This is a genomic window from Izhakiella australiensis, from assembly GCF_002006995.1.
GTDB lineage: Bacteria > Pseudomonadota > Gammaproteobacteria > Enterobacterales > Enterobacteriaceae > Izhakiella > Izhakiella australiensis.
The window spans coordinates 305,266-324,074 of the sequence record NZ_MRUL01000002.1 but is presented as its reverse complement, the minus strand read 5'-3'; the positions used below and the strand labels follow the sequence as shown (position 1 = coordinate 324,074).

General features: G+C 56.2%; 14 protein-coding genes and 1 pseudogene. 7 read left to right on the top strand and 8 right to left on the bottom strand.

Annotated features, from left to right (window positions below):
• The first annotated feature begins 87 nt into the window (after nt 1-87).
• Nucleotides 88-765 (top strand): gamma-glutamylcyclotransferase, encoded by a 678-nt coding sequence (locus BTJ39_RS04845; RefSeq protein ID WP_078001545.1) that lies wholly within the window; start codon nt 88-90, stop codon nt 763-765.
• A gap of 19 nt (nt 766-784) precedes the next feature.
• Here the strand turns inward: BTJ39_RS04845 and BTJ39_RS04840 are convergent, their stop codons facing one another.
• The 8 genes from BTJ39_RS04840 to BTJ39_RS04805 form a co-directional block, all read right to left on the bottom strand.
• On the bottom strand, nt 785-2,215 hold the full coding sequence (locus tag BTJ39_RS04840; RefSeq protein WP_078001544.1) for a serine/threonine protein kinase: 1,431 nt from the start codon (nt 2,213-2,215) through the stop codon (nt 785-787).
• Nucleotides 2,216-2,248: 33 nt separating this feature from the next.
• A complete protein-coding gene (locus tag BTJ39_RS04835; RefSeq protein ID WP_078001543.1) occupies nt 2,249-3,205 on the bottom strand; it encodes a hypothetical protein in 957 nt (318 codons plus the stop codon).
• 13 nt (nt 3,206-3,218) lie between these two features.
• Nucleotides 3,219-3,995, bottom strand: coding sequence for a PP2C family protein-serine/threonine phosphatase (locus tag BTJ39_RS04830; protein WP_078001542.1), 777 nt, complete (start codon nt 3,993-3,995; stop codon nt 3,219-3,221).
• Nucleotides 3,992-5,143, bottom strand: coding sequence for a type VI secretion system-associated FHA domain protein TagH (tagH, locus tag BTJ39_RS04825; protein WP_078001541.1), 1,152 nt, complete (start codon nt 5,141-5,143; stop codon nt 3,992-3,994). The genes BTJ39_RS04830 and tagH overlap by 4 nt, the downstream gene beginning before the upstream one ends.
• 33 nt (nt 5,144-5,176) lie before the next feature.
• Entirely contained in the window at nt 5,177-5,854 is a 678-nt protein-coding gene (gene tagF, locus BTJ39_RS04820) for a type VI secretion system-associated protein TagF (protein ID WP_078001540.1), read from the bottom strand.
• A gap of 33 nt (nt 5,855-5,887) precedes the next feature.
• A complete protein-coding gene (tssM, locus tag BTJ39_RS04815; RefSeq protein WP_078001539.1) occupies nt 5,888-7,996 on the bottom strand; it encodes a type VI secretion system membrane subunit TssM in 2,109 nt (702 codons plus the stop codon).
• Entirely contained in the window at nt 7,996-9,231 is a 1,236-nt protein-coding gene (gene icmH / locus BTJ39_RS04810; RefSeq protein WP_078001538.1) for a type IVB secretion system protein IcmH/DotU, read from the bottom strand. The genes tssM and icmH overlap by 1 nt, the downstream gene beginning before the upstream one ends.
• 94 nt (nt 9,232-9,325) lie before the next feature.
• On the bottom strand, nt 9,326-9,817 hold the full coding sequence (locus BTJ39_RS04805) for an SH3 domain-containing protein (RefSeq protein WP_078001537.1): 492 nt from the start codon (nt 9,815-9,817) through the stop codon (nt 9,326-9,328).
• A gap of 198 nt (nt 9,818-10,015) precedes the next feature.
• Here BTJ39_RS04805 and BTJ39_RS04800 point away from each other — a divergent pair, with 198 nt between their 5' ends.
• From BTJ39_RS04800 to BTJ39_RS04775, 6 genes and pseudogenes are all read left to right on the top strand, one after another.
• Complete coding sequence (locus BTJ39_RS04800) at nt 10,016-10,303, top strand: hypothetical protein (protein ID WP_206744992.1); 288 nt, start codon at nt 10,016-10,018, stop codon at nt 10,301-10,303.
• Between the two features lie 82 nt (nt 10,304-10,385).
• A pseudogene (nirB, locus tag BTJ39_RS04795) lies at nt 10,386-13,274 on the top strand (nitrite reductase large subunit NirB); the annotation flags it as partial.
• Between the two features lie 5 nt (nt 13,275-13,279).
• The gene (gene cobA, locus BTJ39_RS04790) at nt 13,280-14,116 is read left to right on the top strand and encodes a uroporphyrinogen-III C-methyltransferase (RefSeq protein ID WP_078001750.1); all 837 of its coding nucleotides are present in this window, start codon (nt 13,280-13,282) and stop codon (nt 14,114-14,116) included.
• A 181-nt stretch (nt 14,117-14,297) separates the two neighbouring features.
• Nucleotides 14,298-16,094, top strand: a complete 1,797-nt coding sequence (locus tag BTJ39_RS04785; protein WP_078001534.1) for a putative bifunctional diguanylate cyclase/phosphodiesterase — start codon at nt 14,298-14,300, stop codon at nt 16,092-16,094.
• Nucleotides 16,095-16,323: 229 nt separating this feature from the next.
• A complete protein-coding gene (gene lpxO, locus BTJ39_RS04780; RefSeq protein ID WP_078001533.1) occupies nt 16,324-17,226 on the top strand; it encodes a lipid A hydroxylase LpxO in 903 nt (300 codons plus the stop codon).
• A gap of 117 nt (nt 17,227-17,343) precedes the next feature.
• Complete coding sequence (locus tag BTJ39_RS04775) at nt 17,344-18,789, top strand: YchO/YchP family invasin (protein ID WP_078001532.1); 1,446 nt, start codon at nt 17,344-17,346, stop codon at nt 18,787-18,789.
• Nucleotides 18,790-18,809 lie beyond the last annotated feature (20 nt).

The following is an 18,809-nucleotide window of genomic DNA, read 5'->3' as shown; positions in this document are numbered from 1 at the left end:
TTGATACTGTCATATCAATTGGCTGCTAAGTAATGACCAGTCTGAATTGGGTTCATTTGGTGGGGGCAAAAGCGTTGGAGGTGCAGGGTGTTAACGCGTGATTTCTTACTCAAGGCCGACTGTAAAACGGCATTCGGCGATATTGAGGCGTCGCTGCTGTGGACTTGCGAGCAGCGCGCTGCCTCACTGGCCGCAACGCTTTCCTGTCGTCCTGATAATTCCTCCGTGTGGATTTTTGGCTACGGCTCGCTGATGTGGAATCCGGTATTTGAAGCTGACGAGATAGCGCAGGGTACGCTTCAGGGCTGGCACCGCTCTTTTTGTCTGCGCCTGACGGCCGGGCGCGGCACCGCGGCGCAGCCGGGACGCATGCTGGCGCTAAAGCAGGGAGGCAAAACTCACGGCCTGGCTTTCTGCTTGCCTCAGGAGCGCCTGCAGGAAGAGCTGGAGCTGCTGTGGAAGCGAGAAATGGTGACCGGCTGCTACCTGCCCACCTGGTGCGAATTACAGCTGGATGATGGTCGGGTGGTGACGGCGCTGGTGTTTGTAATGGATCCGCGTCATCCCTTGTATGAAAGTGATGTCTGCGCCAGCACCATCGCGCCGCTGATCGCCAGTGCCAGCGGCCCGCTCGGCAGCAACGCGCAGTATCTTTTTAATCTTGAGCAGGAATTGCTCAGGCGCGGCATGCAGGATGACTGCCTCACCGACCTGGTGCAGCAGGTCCGTGATATACAATTGCTGCATCACGGCCTGGCTGGCTAAGGTAAGTGGACAGTCAGGCTCAGGGAAGATTTATCAACCAGGTGCCCGGCTGGCTGATTTTTAGCTGCTGGCGCGAGCCGCTGACGCCTTTTAACTCAAATGTGTAGTCGCCGGCGGCCAGCTTCAGTGCCGCAAAGCCGTTGCCATCAGGGTTTAGCGCCGTTGGCTTGCCGTTGACCAGCAGCTGCTGGCTGGCGTTAAGTCTGAGATAAACCGTTGCCGTTGTCGTGGCTGGCGAGGCCGGGGCGCTGGCCGCTGGCGTTGCGTCGGGCTTTGGCGCCGCTGCGGTCTGGGTGCTGGTTGGCTCAGCGTTTACCGGCTTATCGCCGTTGAGCCATACCACCAGCGCGACGACCGCCGCCAGCGCGCAGGCGCCGAGTGCCAGCACCATTGGTGAAAGCTTACGACCGCTGCGCGGCGTAATGACTTCGGCGGCGGCGGCTCCCGGATTAACCACTGCCTGCTGTATCTCCTGCTGCAGCGCCGGATCATCGACCTGAAGCGGTGGGCTGGCGCTACTATCCAGCTGGGAAATTAAATCCTCCACCGCCGGAACCGGCAGGTCGACCAGCTCGGCAAAGGCTTCAATGCTCTGTGGCCGATTTTCAGCTTTCAACGCCAGCGCGCTGTCGATGGCGTGCAGCAGCGGTAATGAATAACCTTCCGGTCGGAGCTGCGCCAGCGGCTGATAATTATCTTCAATGCAGCGCACCACGCTGACCGGCGGCGGGCTGCCGGTAACCAGCGCATGCAGTACCGCGCCGAGGGCATATATATCGCTCCATGGCCCCTGATCGCTTTCACTGTCTTCACTATACTGCTCAATAGGCGCGTAGCCGGGCTTGAGCATAATCTCCGTGTTGTCGCTCAGATTGCCGATTTCACGGCGGGCAGAGCCGAAATCGAGTAGTAAAGGCAGCTGATTTTCCTGGATCAGAATATTATCCAGCGAAATGTCACGATGCAGATAGCCAGCCCGGTGAATGGTGCTGATGGCGCCGAACAGCGGCGGCAGCATCCGACGAATCCAGCCGTCATTGATCGTCTCAGGGCTGTTTTGCTGCCACGCTTTCAGCGTCATCCCCTCATAAAACAAGGTGCCCATATAGGCGGTGCCGTTATCCTCCCAGAAACGCAGTACGTGTAGCAGTCCGGGATGGTTAAAGCGCGCCAGTAACCGCGCTTCCTGAATAAAGCTGTTCAATCCGGCCTCAAACATTTTCTGGTAACGTTCGCTGCGCAGAGTCAGTTGCAAATCATCGCGCCGCATAGCCAGTGAGACCGGCATATATTCTTTTATGGCGATGGTGCGTTCCAGCTGGTGGTCCCAGGCGCGGTATACGATGCCGAAGCCGCCGCCGCCGATGACCTCCTGAATTTCAAACTCATTAAAGCGGTATCCCGCCGGCAGGGCGCTGGAGGGATTTTTTTGATTCTCAGTTGCCGACATAGTCATCACTCTCTGTGAGCCGCTTCAATTAATTCAGTCAGTCAGGGTCCGCCATGCGCCAATAGCAGGATCGGCGAGGTCGGGGTGAATATCGTTAACCAGCATCACGCTGAGATGGCTTCCTGCCGGGACCACATCGGACCATTGCTGGCGCAGGGTTTCAATGCGTTTCTTCAGCGCACTGGTATCTTCCGCCTGCTGTTTATCCATTTTTACCAGCAGCGTCCCTTTAAATTCCCAGACGTGCAGCTGTTTGTTGAAAGGCAACAGCAGCCAGCTGTCGGTGCTCTCTTTACGTCCCAGAAGCATGCGCTGGTTATTAACCGTGACCGTCTTCAGTGCTGATTTTTCTGGCGACAGGATATTTGCCAAAGGATAGCCCTGGAAAAACGTTACCGGTAGCGGCTCGCTTTTGCCATCGTGATTGAGAGTCAGTCGCGTCGCGCCCTCCAGCCAGCCGTCCGCGGCGCAGCGCAGATTTTTATCGTCAGGAATAAACAATGTTTGGGCCCGATCGTCCCACCAGGTGCGGAAATGGCAGCCGCCGGGCAGGTCAAAACGGGGCAAAGCGGCCGTATTCGCCGGCTGCGACAGATCGAGCGGGCTGGCATTATTGTTGGTAGCTGCAGCGGTGCCGTCGGCGAAGACCTTAGGCTGCCAGTCGTTCTCCTGCGTAGCGCTGCCGGTAGCTACGGCCATTCCCTGCTTGTTGGTCAACTGCCAGGAAACCGCTGTCAGCTTGCTGCACTGGCTTTGCAGCAATTTACCGACGCGCGGGAGAAAATTCTGCAGAACGTTGCTGCTGTGCTCGCCGCTGGTGACAATGCGCAGCGCCAGCTTCTCTTTGCACCAGTCGGTCGGCGCATTGCTGGCAACGTCATCGATATAAACTTCAAGCTCAAGGCTGGGTGAATAAATTACCCGATAGTCAGCTGCGTAGGCGTTGCTCGCCAGGGTTAATGCAGCAATGACGGATAACCAGAGTTTCATAGCGTTCCCTGTTTCAGTGACGCGGCGGTAGAAAACGTGTCGAGTCAGAAGTAGATTGCAGCAGCGTCGTTTCCTGGGGCGAACCTACCCAAACGGCTACCGCGCTTAAGTTATCCCTTTTTTCCTGTCCGGAGGCGGCATTCATCATCAGCGACAGCCACTCCTCGGGCGCGGTTACCATACGTAACGCCTGCTCCATCTCAGCCTGACTCAGTCGGCTCCAGAAACCATCGCTGCAGATGAGGAACACATCGCCATCCTCAAGGGGCAGCACTTCACTAAAGCTGGCCGGACGGGCGGTTTCTGCCCCCAGCGCATTATAGAGCAAATTACTGTTAATTCCGGTATTTTCAAAGCCTGCTTCGCGCATTTGTTGCGCCAGACTGTGATCCCGCGTGATGTGCTGCGCATGACCGCGGCGGAAATGATAAATCCGGCTGTCGCCGGCGTGTATCCACCAGGCTAGCGGCTGCTGGCGATCGATAAACAGCGCCGCCAGCGTGGTGCTCATCTGGTGCAGCTCCCGACGGCGTTGCTGCTCGCGGCGTATTAGCCGATCGATATCAGCGACCCACTGTGCGGTCTGCTGCGGTCGAACGGCGCTGTCCTGGCTGAGATGAGTAAGCAAGGTGTCGCAGGCCAGCTGGGCTGCGGTATCGCCGCCATCGGTGCCGGCAACGCCATCGCAGACGGCGAAGCCGGCATTGTGCTGACCAACAAAAGTGACCAGCTGATCCTGGTTACTGGGGCGATTGCCGGTCTCCGTAGTGGTGGCGAAGGTAATTTTCATTGCTCATCCGTTGGCATTTGCGAATCTTTATATTGATGTACTTCCATATCATAGGCGTGCAGAAATGCTTCGCCGAAAAGGGTATGAAAGTCGTCCTCAAGTTCGCCTGCCGTATGTTGATAATGGCGGCAAAAATGGTCCCATAACGCGGCTTTTTTCTGACTGGTGAGCGCCAGGCGCGGTAATACGCCGCTCAGGCGCGCCTGGTCTTCAAGGCGCTGTGGATTGAAGGATTGCAGCATGGCGGCGATGATGGCGCGAATGCCGGCGATCATACCCAGTTGATGGGCCTGCAGGTCAACCAGCGCGTCGCGCACCGCCTGCTCCGGCGGCATAAAGCCGGGCATCTGGCTTTGATACATCTGCATCAGAACCGTTTTGCCCGACGGCAGAATTTTAAACGGATTATTGGCTTCATTCAGGATCATCGTCAGTTCGGCTTTTACGCCGCGCTTGAGAATGGTGCGTGAAGAAAGCAGGGCGACCATCCCCTGGGCAAACAGGCTGAGCATGTGCCCGGTGGTGCGCATTTGCTCTTCGGACAATTCGGTATCATCCGGATTATCCAACCCCATGCTTTCCAGTAACACGCGCATCATTTGTCGATCGCTTGCAGAGCCGGACTGCGTCCTGGCGCTATGAGCAATGCCGTTATCGTGACTGACCGGATTAATGCCCAGACGCGCGTTTGGCGCTTCCGGCGGCAGGGTATCGCTGTTAGTCTGCGGTTTTTCAGCCGGCAATGGCGGATCGTCAAATACCCCCAGCGGGTCGGATTCTTCTGCCGATTGTGGGTGAAAAAAAGCCAGTGGATCGTCGGTTGGCGTGTCTTGCGGCTGCGCAGGATCCTGCACGTTCAGCATGTAGTGACCGATCGTCAGCGCATCGCCATGTCGTAAAATGACCTGTTCGCCACGGGCCAGCGGCTGGCCGTGGAGGATAACCGGCATAACGCTACCATGACTGGTCAATCGGCATTCGCCCCCCGGCGCGATATGCACCAGCGCCTGCAGGCGTGAAATAGCGCGATCCGGGTCGGGTAATACCAGATCGTTGTCGCCGCTGCGTCCGATCGTGCCGCCCGGAGGTTGAAAATCCACCTGGTGGATTACGGTGTCGTTGCTGCTATCAACAAGGGTGAATCGCATTGCGGTTTCCTGAATCAGCGGCCGGTGGCCGGGCTACTCAAACATGGGGGGATAGAGTCCATTTCTGCCCGCCATGGCCCCACGCTCGGGGTTAAATAATAGCGTAAATAACTGCGCCGTGAGTTTACCGCTGTGACGATGGGTTTTTAACGGCTGCTTTTCACTTCGCTGCGTCCACCAGTAGCTGGTGTACTGATGGGGATCAAATTGGCTAGCCGCCTCGCTCCATGGCAGTTGACCTGCGCTGGCCTGCCGGCTCTGACCGGTCACGACTTTATGCGGCAACGCTGGCAGCGCAGCGAGGTTGCTTGCCAGCGTTTGCGGACTTTGCCGCTGATTCACGGCGTCGTGCAGTAATCGTCCTAGCGTAAACAGCCAGTCATGGGCCAGATTGAGCTGTGACGGTTGCCAGCCATCTACCGCGATGCTTTGTATCGCCAGCAGCGGCCAGATGCGTCCGACGCGGTCCTGCGATGGCACCATCACGCCAAGCTGAACGCGCTGTATGCCAAGGGTCGCGGGCAGAATAAAATTCCACACCGGGGCGTGCAAAAAATCATTGCCGTGGCTGTAATTCTGGTGCCATGTCTGCAATCCGCTCTGGATCCAACTGAACCAGCTGCTGACGGTGGTTTCTGTCAGTCGGTGCTGGATAAAGTCGCCGGTGGTTGGTAGCTTGCCATACCAACCAGGGCCGCGTGTCATCGTCATAATTATGACCTGTTTAGCATTATTTAGTCTGCGTCAGCGTCGGGCCGCAAGCCGGTGGACGATGGGGGCAGCGCTGCCTGCTCCGTTATCGCTCAGACCTGCATGATTCAGTTCTACTGCCAGTTTGTGCATCATCAACGCGTTATCGCGCGCATAGGGCGATGATTGAATCTGGCGATCCAGTAGCTGACTGAGATGCCAGTCGAGCTGCTGAAGTTCGCGGCTGGTAACCGAAGCCGGCAGGCTGCGTTGCAGATTTTGCATTACCCAACCGCGTAAAAACTCACCGTCGTAACTGCGCGGCTGATAAAGCATCTGATAGGCGCGCAGCGCGTTGCGACTGTACTCATTGTCGTTACCCTTGTCATCGCGCAAGCTGCTGGTAATCACCTGCGCAACTTTGGGCATCAGCAGCGTATTAAGCGCGTTCTGATACAGACTCCAGGCCGCATCGCTCATTTGCTCCCCCCGATAGAGTCCTGCGCGCATACTTAAAGGCGGATCGTTGAGGTTGAGACCGCCGTTCTGCGGCAATAGTACCAGGTTATTCAGGAAGGGTAGCAGATTCAGTATGGACCCGTTGTTATCGTGCGCAAGTTGCCGTGCCTGTCCGCTGAGGGCTGGCAGGCGCTGGGCGATTTGATTGAGATAGTGGTTATTTTTCAAATAGCTGGTAGTCCAGAAGCAGGATACCAGCACCAGCGCTAATGCCAGCGCGCCGTAGCCGAACCAATGAAACAGCCGATTACGATGTTCCCAGGAGCGATCGCTGCCCGCCAGACCGCGTTCGGGGAAGACCACCTGTTCCAGCATATCGTGAATAAAAAAGCTCTGTCCTTTGCTGGCCGGGATGGGCGCACTGCGATTAACGCTGTCCCAGGCGGCGATAGTCTGATTTTGCTGCTGCGGCAGCTGAAGTTTGCGGCTAAGTTCGCCCATCACCCGATCAAACGGTAATCCTTCCTGCGTACCGCTGGTAAAAAATAAGCCGCGCAGCGACCAGCCGGAGGGGCCTTCCTGGTGGCGAAAGACAATCCCGAGATACTCAGCCAGCAGCGGTTTTATCAGGTTGAACTGCTGAGGAAACAGGAACGCTTCCGCCCGCTCGCTCAGGTCGGCATCGTGAGCCATCCTCTGCGGTAACTGGGCACTAAGGCGCGACGCCAGTAAATCAAACTGGCTGGCAAAGTGCGCTTGCAGCTCAGTATCCTGCTGATGTTGGGGTTGCCAGGGTACGGTGAACCCCCAGATTTGATCCCGCTGCGCTTTGTCCATGCGCGAGAAGTAGCTCATAAAGCCGCGCAGCAGATCGGTTTTGGTGACCATCACGTAAACCGGGTAATGTATTCCGGTATGTTTATGCAGCTCCAGCAGGCGCTGGCGCATGGCATTCGCCTGGGCAAAGCGGACTTCAGCTGAATCGCTTAGCAGGTCGGCGACGCTGATGGTCATCATCACGCCGTTGATGGGCTGACGGGTGCGGTAACGTTTTAACAGGGCGATAAAGGTCTGCCATTCGCTGGCATCGCGCACGTGCTGGCCCTCATGCAGGCTGTAGCGCCCGGCGGTATCCAGTAGTACCGCTTTATTGGTAAACCACCAGTCACAGTTTCGGGTTCCGCCGATACCGCGTACCGGCGCGCGCCCGAAGCGATCCTGTAGCGGAAATGCCAGGCCGGAATTGGTCAGCGCGGTGGTTTTGCCAGCGCCGGGGGCGCCGAGAATGATGTACCAGGGCACTTCATACAGATATTGTGCGCGCAGGCGGCTCAGACCCCAGCGACTTTTAACCGTTTGCTCCTGGGCGAAGGTCACGTTTTTTAGCATGCCGACCGCCTCTGCAAAGCGGGCATCCAGAAGCTCTTTAGCCGCGTGCTGCTCGGCTCTGTCATGGTCATTCTGCGCCAGACTGGTCAACATGCGGCGGTTAAACCAGCGCCGCCAGAGATAGGGCAGCACGCGCAGCAGCAGCCAGAGGCTAATGCACAGCATGATCGCCAGCAGGCGATGACTGCTGGCGTCAAGCCAGTGAGCCTCGCCCAGCGGGAGCATGGGCCCAACCATCCAGATCAGCGCGGACAGGGCGGCAACGCCAATTAAGCCCCAGAACAGACGGTGACTTGCCAGTCGGCGTAAGCGCATCAGGGTTTTCTCCGTGTGGCGGCTTCCCCGGCATTATCGGGGCTGGGATAAAGCGTGACTTCGATACGTCTTTTTAGCAGGCGTTGATGAGTACGCGTCGCGCTGCTGGCCGAGGCATTATTGCCGCGACCTTCAACGCGGATGCTATGAGGGTTTTGCGTCATAACCCGCTGTAGCACCGCCGAAACGCTGCGCGCCTGCGCCAGGGTATATTCATAGTTAGTGGCAAAGCGCTCTTCCGATGGCGGACGACTCTCGGCCCAGGCGCTAACCAGAATTGCGCCGCGCCTGCTGTCCATCGCCACTGCGACGCGTGAAACCAGCGCACGACCCGCAGGCGTTAGCTGCGAGCTGGCGGCGTCAAACAATGCAGCAGAAGAAATAATAACTTTGCTGTCATTGCTGCCTTCAATGACTTCAAGCTTGCCTTCATTGATCAGATCGGCAAGCGGTTTGGATAAATCCAACAGCGACGGCGAGCCGCCGCTGCGATGTGCTCCGCTATTGTCGTTTTCGCCAGGCAACGGCATCTGGTAAATGCCGCTTAGCAGCTGTGCGGCGTGCTCGCTCAGGCGCCAGTTAAAGGTTGAATAAATCAGACAGGCAATGAGCGCAGTTAGCGTAAGAGAAACCCAAAGCGGAACGGGAGGCCGCCATAAAGGACCGTGGCGCGGACGGGCTTCCAGCGGCGGCGATAGCATTGTCGGCGGGGAGCCGCGCGTTTCTTCAATCAGCTTCGACAAACGATTGCGAATTCCGTCACGCTGAGTGCGGCCATTGTCCAGCGTGCGGTAACGGCCTTCATAGCCGAGCAGCAGACAATAATGAATAATTTCTAACAGCCAGATATGCTGGTGGGGCGCCTGCGACGCGCGGGCGAGTATCTGAAAGAACTTTTCACCGCCCCAGCTTTCATTATGGAAGTTTACCAGCAGGCCGTTGCCCGACCAGATGCCGCGGCTACCCCATGGCGTTTGCGCAGCGGCTTCATCCAGCGCGCTACAGAGGCAGTAGCGTGCGGCGATAATCATTTCAGCGGGGATATCAGCCTGTTTGCCACGCTGTTCAAAGCGCCGGATCTCCTCAACCAGCTGCAAGCGCAGCGCCGGCGGATCGTCATGAGTCGCCGCCAGCCTCAGCTGCACAATGGTATTGAGCAGAGGCGCTGCACAGTGAAGTAAAAGGTTATCGCTATTCATGCTGGCTGGCTCATAAGCGATGTTATCCTGCGTCATCAGGCGGTTTCAATTCCGGTCAGCTTCTGGCGGCGCCGTGGCGCTGCCAGATTTAATTATAAATAAGGATATAGCCCTCGCTTGATGAGGGCGATTATTCGAGGATCCAGGTGGCGGTACTATTATTGCGGCAGGCTTTGCTGGCGCCGCCCACGTCAACACACACCTGTTTTGCCGCTTTACGCGGACGTGGGCGATCGCTACGCAGCGTCGCATCATAGCGGTCAGCGATCACCCCGGCGCGCAGGGGCACATAGCCAATAAGCTGCTGCTGGTCGGCTTCCGCAATAGCCAGCCAGCCGTTTTGTACGTTGCCTAAAACGGTAAAGGGTTTACCGTTTTCCAGGTAGCTGACCACTTTGCCGCTGAAATCGGGGCGGGTCATCACCGACGCGTTATATAGCGCCCGCCACTGCTGATTTACCGGTGAAAAACTGCTGGGGGCCTCAACCGCATGACGGTGAGTTAGCGTTACGCCATCAACCTCGCTGGTCACCAGCGTGTCATCATTAACGGACGGCGCGGGCGCTTTGCAGCCGGCAAGTGTAAGCACGGTCAACAGGGTCAGGGCGATGTGAATTTTCACGCTATTCCTCGATATATGCTGAGTAAGCTCACGACAAACACCTGGCGTACCTGTATCTGACCGACTGAAGGCCGGTCTCACTTTCAGACACATCTGTACTTTTCAGGCTGCTGATAACTATCCAAAACCGTAGAGGCCACTGCTTATCTGTCGCTTTTGAGATTCAACTCGATTGCAGGCTGATGATGATCATGTTAAGTGCCTGGTTCAGATGTGACGAGTGTGCCGCAAAGTGCGGCAGGCCGCAAACTGATTCCAATAAAACATCGTCGTTTGTCGTTTTTTTTAACAATTTGTTATCAGGTTGCTGGCCACCGTCCCGAAATTCGCCGCGATTATCATTCCGGGCGCATCAGCCAGGCTTTTTCGCACCGGGCAAAATATGATCTGCATATAAATAAGCCAGACGTAAAATTCTTGCTGAATCGTTACGGATCAATTTTCGGCAGTTTGTGCTTTAGCTTTGATATAAATCAGCGCGACTAATCATTCAGGGCGAGACAATTTGCAGGCGGTACTAACATCGCCAGCAAAAAAATCATCAGGAGGAGTTGTAATGATGAGGCGCAAACCCATTCTCGCCGTCGTCGGTCACGGCATGGTCGGCCACCATTTTCTTCAGCAACTGGTAGAAAAACAGTTGCATCAGCAATATCAGGTAGTGGTGTACGGCGCCGAACGCTACATGGCTTATGACCGGGTTTATCTCACCTCCTGGTTCAGCGGTAAAACCCCTGATGATCTCTCGCTGGTTGAGCCCGGTTTTTTTACCACCAACGGTATTACGCTGCACACCGGCTGCGAAGTGCTGGCTGTTGACTGCGATCGCCATACTCTGCGCGACAGCGACGGCAAAGAGCTGCACTGGGACAAGCTGGTACTGGCGACCGGCTCTTATCCCTTCGTTCCCCCCGTTGAAGGTAACGATCTGCCGGGCTGCTTTGTTTACCGTACGCTTGATGACCTTGAGGCGATTAGCGCCTGGGCGAGGGATGCGCGCCGGGGCGTGGTGATCGGCGGCGGATTACTGGGCCTGGAGGCGGCGAATGCCTTAAAACAGCTGGGGCTTGAGACCCATGTGGTTGAGTTTGCGCCGCGGCTAATGGCGGTTCAGCTTGATGACGGCGGCGCGCAGATGCTCAACCGTAAAATTGAGGCGCTGGACGTACGGGTGCATACCAGCAAAGTGACCGAGGCTATCGAAGCCAGTCCTGATGGAGGATTACAGCTGCGCTTCGCGGACGACGTCCTGCTTGAGACGGACCTGGTGCTGTTCTCCGCCGGCATCCGGCCACAGGATTCGCTGGCCCGTACCGCCGGACTCAGCCTTGGCCCGCGTGGCGGTATCGTCATTAATGATCAATGCCAGACTTCGCACAGCGGCGTTTATGCCATCGGCGAATGCGCGCTGTGGCAGGGTGAAAACTATGGTCTGGTGGCGCCGGGCTATCAGATGGCGAGGACGCTGGCGGCCACGCTTGCCGGCGAAACGGCGGCGTTTAACGGCGCAGATATGAGCACCAAGCTGAAATTGCTCGGCGTCGAGGTGGCTTCGCTGGGCGATGCGCATGGCCGGACGCCCGGCAGCCAGAGCTATTACTGGACCAACGAGCCGCAGGAAGTCTACAAAAAAATCGTCGTTTCCGCCGATGGTCAACGCCTGTTGGGGGCGGTGCTGGTGGGCGACAGCAGCGAGTACAGCATGCTGCTGCAAATGATGCTGAATGCAATGCCGCTGCCGGATGCGCCGGAAAGCTTAATTTTACCGCAAAGTGCCGGTGCGCCAGCCAAAGCGCTGGGCGTCGCCGCGCTGCCGGACAGCGCACAGATTTGTTCATGCTATAACGTCAATAAAGCAACGATTTGCCAGGCGGTTAACGCCGGCGCCACCGACCTGGCTGCCGTCAAGGCCATGACCAAGGCTGGAACCGGCTGCGGCGGCTGCGTACCGCTGGTTAAACAGGTCATGGAATATCAGCTGGCGCAGAATGGCGTCGCGGTGAAAAAAGACGTTTGCGAACATTTCGCCTTCTCTCGCCAGCAGCTGCAGCACCTGATTCAGGTGGAAGAGATCAAATCATTTGACCAGCTGTTGGCTAAGCATGGCCACGGGCTGGGATGCGAAGTCTGTAAGCCGTTAGTTGGATCGCTACTGGCTTCGACATGGAATGAGTATCTGCTGAAACCTGAACATTTGCCGCTGCAGGATACCAACGATCGCTACTTCGCCAATATTCAGAAAGATGGCAGTTACTCCGTGGTTCCGCGGATACCCGCCGGCGAAATTACGCCGCAGAGGCTGATTACTATCGGCGAGATTGCCCAGCGCTATCAGCTCTATTGTAAAATCACCGGCGGGCAGCGTATCGACCTGTTCGGCGCCAGTCTCGATCAGCTTCCGCTTATCTGGGACGACTTAATTGCCGCTGGATTCGAAACCGGCCACGCCTACGGCAAATCGCTGCGAACGGTTAAATCCTGCGTGGGCGCCACCTGGTGCCGCTACGGCGTGCAGGATTCTACCGGCTTCGCCATCGAGATAGAAAATCGCTACAAGGGGTTACGCTCGCCGCATAAAATTAAAATGGCGGTTTCCGGCTGCACCCGTGAATGTTCCGAAGCGCAAAGTAAAGATATTGGGATTATTGCGACTGACAAGGGCTGGAACCTGTACGTCTGTGGCAACGGCGGCATGAAGCCGCGCCATGCCGACCTGTTCGCCAGCGACCTCGACAGTGAAACATTGATCCGCTACGTCGACAGGATCCTGATGTTCTATATTCGCACTGCCGATCGTCTGCAGCGCACCAGCGTCTGGATGGATAACCTGGAAGGGGGACTGGACTACCTGCGCGAGGTTGTTATTGAGGACTCGCTGGCAATTGGCGCACAGCTGGAAGTCGACATGCAGCGGGTGGTGGATGCCTACCAGTGTGAATGGAAAACGACGCTGGATAATCCTGACCGTCGCGCGCTGTTCCACACGGCGGTCAACAGCCAGCAGCAGGACGAAACCCTGCAGCGTCAGCCTGAACGCGGTCAGCTTCGCCCGGCAACCGAGTATCGTGCGCTGACCACGACGCAGCAGCCTTCGGTGGGGTGGCATACGCTGTGCGATCTGGAGTCTATTCCGCCGCAGGCAGGAATTGGCGCCCGCCTGGCCGGTGAACGCATTGCTTTGTTCCGCCTTGACGGCGACGTTTTTGCCCTGCAAGACCAGGAGCCAGGCACGCATGCCAGCGTGATTTCGCGCGGTATTCTTGGTGATGTTGCCGGCGAGCCGGTTGTTATCTCTCCGCTCTATAAACAGCGTTTTCGTTTGCAGGACGGCAAGGGCATTGATAACCCGGATCGCAGCCTGCGCAGCTGGCCGGTGCAGGTTGTGAACGGCAAGGTGCAGGTGGCCGGCGAGCCGCAGCAGAGGGTTGCAATGTGCGATGACCAGGTAACCTCATGATCGCTATGCAGTACAGCGCAGGCCGCGCAACGCGCAAGCACGAAGCGGCCACTCCACCTGCCGCGCGCGCTCAGTCAGGCGCTGTCGGTGAAGTCTGGCTGATGGGCGCCGGGCCGGGGGATGCCGAATTGCTGACGGTGAAGGCTGCCCGGCTGCTGAGTCAGGCCGAGGTGGTGGTCTACGACCGACTGGTTAGCGATGAGGTAATGCAGCTGGTGGCGCCCACCGCCGAGCTGATTGATGTGGGTAAATGTCCAGGCCATCACGGCATGAAGCAAAGCCATATTAATCAGCTGTTGGTGGAGCTAGCGCAAAGTGGACGGCAGGTGATTCGCCTGAAAGGGGGTGACCCTTTCATCTTTGGCCGCGGTGGTGAAGAGATGCTCTGGCTGCAGCAGGCGGGTATTGCCTGCCACATCGTGCCTGGCATTACTGCCGCCTCGGGATGCTCGGCGTCGGCGGGTATTCCGTTGACGCACCGCGATTTTTCACAATCGGTCAGATTGATTACCGGCCATGGCCGCAGCGGCGAGCCGCAGATCGGCGCGGAACTACTGGCGGACAGCCGACAGACGCTGGTGTTTTATATGGGGCTGCGCTGGTGCGAGGCGCTGTGCCGACAGATGCTTTCTGCTGGCCGCAGTGCCGATACCCCCGTGGCGCTAATCGAAAACGGCACCCGACCCGATCAGCGGGTTATCATCAGCAGTTTGCGTAATTTATCTGCTGACGTCAGCTGTTATCAGCTACGATCGCCAACGCTTATTGTCGTTGGCGAGGTGGTGCGCCTGCATCAAGCCTGTGGCAGCGTCACAGGACAAAATCAGTCCGTTTGCTGCTAAACCTTTCCCCTGTCTTGCCGATATTTCCGGAAATCACGTAACGCTTCAGTAATCCGTTAGCCATACTTGATGATATTGGCGATGCAAAGTGGCAGATACAGGCGCTGCCGCTTTGCTTTAGTCCGATTGGATTTATTTTACTTAATATTCACCTGACCAACGGACCAGGGAGCAGAGGTTTATGCAGTTGCATGAAGAGGCCGAGCCTGTCCAGCCTTTTGCGATAAAAATGCTGACCACTGAGGATCGCGTGCGCGATCATTATCTCGCGCGCTTTACCGATCTGACCAGTCAGCAGCTGGGCATGCCATACAGCTACGTCACTTTTATTGCTGACGATAAGCAGTATGTGAAAAGTCACGACTCGCTGTTGCCGGCAGAAACGCCGGTTGAGGAAGCTTTTTGCCGTTTAACGGTTGAGCAGGGGGCTTTACTGATTTGCGAAGATACCCTGGAGGATAGCCGTTTCAACCATCTGCGCTATGTTGTTGAGGCGCCGCATTTTCGCTTTTACGCGGGTATTCCGCTGTACGGCCGGGATGGCACTATCCTCGGATCGCTGTGCGTGGCGGATCTGGTTCCCCGCCAGTTAACTGACATTCAGCAGGATGTACTGGCCAAAATTGCTCAGCTGGTTGAAGCTTATCTGGATGCCCGCCATGCGGTTGGCTTATTTGATGCCGTTACGCTGCTGCCCAACCGCCAGCATCTGATTGAAGACTTAAACACCCTGCCGCGTGAAGATGGCCGCACAGGGTTAGTATTAATTGACTGCCTGAACCTTTCTTATACCTATCAGATGGCCTGTGCGCTGGGTATGGTTGCGGTAGAAAATCAGCTCAAAGACCTGACGCAGCTGCTGCAAACGCAGCTGCCTTTGCAGGATGCGACACTTTATTGCGTGGCGCTGGGCCGTTTTGCGCTGTATTTACCGGAAGAGCGCCTGCACGGATTACTTGAGGTGCTGGATGGTGATGCCGAAAACCTGCATACGCGGATGAGTAAGCACGTACGGGTCACGGTCCAGTGCCATGCCGGCGTGACCTGGTTTCGCGGCGGCGATGACGCGCAGGAGACGCTACGCAGGGCCGTCAGCGCGTTGCACGATGCGATTAATTATCGCCAACCGCTGTGTTTATATGACAGCTTTACCGATCAGATTAAGAAAGACGATTTTCAGCTGCTAAACGATCTCGGACGGCAGCTGGCCCAGGGGCCGGGCTTGCATCTGGTCTATCAACCAAAGCTTTCTTTGCATGACGGAACCATCACCGGCGTGGAGGCGTTATTACGCTGGAACCATCCGGTGTTGGGCGAGGTTTCGCCTGCGCGCTTTATTCCGCTGGCGGAAAAAACCACCCTGATGCCGGCTATCAGTGACTGGGTAATTAATCAGGCGATACAGCAGCTGGCGAACTGGCGGCAGCAAAATATTGCTCTGCCGCTGTCGGTGAATATCAGCGTCAGCGATCTGGGGCGGGCAAACTTTGCCGACCGGCTGATCGCCGCGCTGGCGCGCCATGGGCTGAGCCCGCAGGATATCGAGCTTGAATGCCTTGAAACCGAACGCTTGCTGGAGATGCCCGAAGCGATGGGCTGTCTGAGTCAGCTACGCAAGCTCGGTATGCGCCTGTTTCTTGATGATTTTGGCAGCGGCTACAGCAACCTGAATTATCTACAGCAGGTGCCGCTGGACGTGATAAAACTGGACCGTTCGCTGCTTAAAGATATTACCTGCAGCCAGGTAAGCTGCGTCATCGTTCGTCATCTTATTCTGATGCTTAAAGAGCTATCCTACCAGGTGGTGGCGGAAGGGGTGGAAGATCAAACCACTGCCGGCATGTTGCAGTCCCTTGGTTGTGACGAAATTCAGGGTTTTTGGTTTGCCCGCCCGCTAAGCCCGGAGGATCTGATTCACTTTATCTGTAATCATTCGGCACAGGATATGCTGCAACAGCTAGATCAGCAGCAGTCATAGCCTCGGCGGAATAATTTACAGCAGCAGGTTATCGTCATTGCCGCCAGCGTATGCAAGGCGTGACGATAGCTGCTGGCGTAGTGAAACGTTAAACATAGGTTAAATGAAATTTAATAGTTTGTGAGTGATGTATTTGTTGGCGCCGCAATTTTTCCTATAATTTTTGCGAAATACCTCAGCGTAACGGCCGGGGGGAAGGGATGAGCTAATTGGGGAAATTATTCACGCCATGAAATACATCATTTTGTTTATCTATATCGTCTCTGTGTTGTATGTCCACCGTCGTGGCAAGTTACGCTATGGCTTCTGGCGTCAGCTTTCCGATCATTCAACATTTGTCGCGCCGCTGAACTGCTTTATGTATCTGTTTTCCAAAATTCCCACCACGCCTTTTTTGCCCGTCGAGCGCTTTCCTGAGCTAAAAGTTTTGCAGGACAACTGGCAAAAAATCCGCGATGAGGGCGATGCGCTGCAAAAACTGCAGCAAATTAAAACCTCCGATAAATATAACGATGCCGGTTTTAACTCTTTCTTTAAAACCGGCTGGAAACGCTTTTATCTGAAATGGTATGACGACGCCCATCCCTCGGCGGGCGAACTTTGTCCGTTCACCACCGGACTACTGCGTACGATGCCCGGCGTGAAAGCGGCGATGTTTGCTGAGCTGCCCGATGGCAGTCGTTTGCCGCGTCATCGCGATCCCTATGCGGGGTCAATGCGCTATCACCTGGGGCTGGCGACGCCAAATGACGATCGCTGCTTTATTGACGTAGACGGCATCCGCTATAGCTGGCGCGACGGTGAAGGCGTTATGTTTGACGAAACCTATATTCACTATGCTGAAAATACCAGCGGCGAAAACCGGCTGATTCTGTTTTGTGATATTGAGCGTCCGATGCGCTATCGCTGGGCGCAAGCCGTCAATCACTGGTTTGGTCGTCATCTGGTCGGCGCCGCGGCGGCACCTAATCAGGCAGGCGATCGTACCGGCGGTATTAATCGCGCATTTAAATATATTTACGCTATCCGCAAGGTAGGTAAGAGACTCAAACAGTGGAATAAACCGGTTTATTATCTGATCAAATGGGTTTTATTCGCCTCGATTGCCATTCTGATTTGGCGCGCGCTGTAACGGCGCCAGACCGCACGTAAATTAAAATATCTCAGAGGGAGTATGTTAAGGTAGCCTGAAATTTTTTTGACCTGGATTGCATACTGATTGCTGCGTCGGCGGCGGTCCACTATCAACATGATTAGGCTTGTTTACTCACCGCGCAAATATGCCGCTGTCAGGCTCACGCTTTGTCTGAGCCTGACGTCATTCTGCCTCCACGCCCAGGATGAGGAGGCGCAGATCGCCAGTGCACCTTTCGATAATCCCGCGCGCTTTAGTGAAATGGCGCAGCAATTGCCCGACCTTGGCAGTGATAATTCGCCGACCGGCAACCGCTGGCTTAAGCGTATTGCCGAGGCAGCCAGGTCGATCTCTGAAGCCAGTAAAAGCGGCGATAGCAACAGCTCTTTTGGTGATGAAGCTGGCCAGTGGGCCTTTGAGCATTTTCGTAATGAGGTGGCTAAAAAGGCTGAAAATGAGGGCCAGCACCTGCTTTCACCCTATGGGACTGCGAATATCTCGCTACTGGTGGATAATCACGGCCGCTTTAACGGCACCTCGGCCTCCTTGCTTACGCCGCTGGCTGACCGCCAGCAGCAACTGACCTTCAGCCAGATTGGGCTTGAGCAAACCGATGTTGGCCTGATGGGGAATGCCGGGCTTGGGCAGCGTTGGATGACCCGTAACTGGATGTTTGGCTACAATGCTTTTCTCGACCAGCTGATGGATGAAAACATGCGTCGTGCATCACTGGGCGCTGAAGCCTGGGGCGATTTTTTGCATTTTTCCGCTAACTATTACCAACCGGTGAGCGGCTGGCGTAACAGTAGCGACAACCTGCAAATGCAGATGGCGCGTGGTTATGACATTACAACTAAAGGCTACCTGCCTTTCTATCGCCAGCTGGGCGTATCCATTACCTGGGAGCGCTATCTCGGCAACAACGTCGACCTGTTTAACAGTGGCAATACGTATAGCAATCCTTCGGCAATTGAGCTGGGTATCAGCTACACGCCGGTGCCGCTGTTTACCTTTACCGCCAGCCATAGCGAAGGTGAAAAGGGGGAAAGTCAGGACCAGTTTGGTTTAAAAATGACATGGCGCCCGGGGGTAGCATTAAGCCAGCAACTTTCCGCCGATAACGTTGCGCTGGCCCATTCTTTATTGGGGAGTCGCTATGATGCGGTTGAACGCAGCGATCAGCCGGTGATGGCATTCCGCCAGCGTAAAACGCTGAGCGTTTTTCTCGCCACGCCGCCATGGCAGGTGCAGCCCGGTGAAAACTTGCCGCTGAAATTACAGGTTCGTCATACCAACGCTATCCATGCCCTGAGCTGGCAGGGCGATACCCAGTCACTGAGCCTGACGCCGCCGGCAAACAATGCCAGTCCGGATGGCTGGAGCATCATTATTCCGCCCTGGGACAATTCGCCCGGCGCGAGCAATGAGTATCGCCTTTCGGTGACGGTCGAAGATAGCCAGCAGCAGCGGGTTACCTCTAACTGGGTCACTTTGAAGCTCGATCCGCCGGTCAATGCACCACAGCTGGCGCGGCCCGATCTTGACCTGCTGGCCCCCTGATTTTTTCCGCGTCGGGCTGC

Coding starts and splice junctions, on each gene's coding strand:
- BTJ39_RS04840 (WP_078001544.1), bottom strand. CDS start 2,215: ATGTCGGCAACTGAGAATCAAAAAAATCCCTCCAGCGCCCTGCCGGCG.
- BTJ39_RS04775 (WP_078001532.1), top strand. CDS start 17,344: ATGATTAGGCTTGTTTACTCACCGCGCAAATATGCCGCTGTCAGGCTC.
- cobA (WP_078001750.1), top strand. CDS start 13,280: ATGCAGTACAGCGCAGGCCGCGCAACGCGCAAGCACGAAGCGGCCACT.
- tagH (WP_078001541.1), bottom strand. CDS start 5,143: ATGCGATTCACCCTTGTTGATAGCAGCAACGACACCGTAATCCACCAG.
- icmH (WP_078001538.1), bottom strand. CDS start 9,231: ATGACGCAGGATAACATCGCTTATGAGCCAGCCAGCATGAATAGCGAT.
- tagF (WP_078001540.1), bottom strand. CDS start 5,854: ATGACGATGACACGCGGCCCTGGTTGGTATGGCAAGCTACCAACCACC.
- lpxO (WP_078001533.1), top strand. CDS start 16,324: ATGAAATACATCATTTTGTTTATCTATATCGTCTCTGTGTTGTATGTC.
- tssM (WP_078001539.1), bottom strand. CDS start 7,996: ATGCGCTTACGCCGACTGGCAAGTCACCGTCTGTTCTGGGGCTTAATT.
- BTJ39_RS04830 (WP_078001542.1), bottom strand. CDS start 3,995: ATGAAAATTACCTTCGCCACCACTACGGAGACCGGCAATCGCCCCAGT.
- BTJ39_RS04785 (WP_078001534.1), top strand. CDS start 14,298: ATGCAGTTGCATGAAGAGGCCGAGCCTGTCCAGCCTTTTGCGATAAAA.
- BTJ39_RS04835 (WP_078001543.1), bottom strand. CDS start 3,205: ATGAAACTCTGGTTATCCGTCATTGCTGCATTAACCCTGGCGAGCAAC.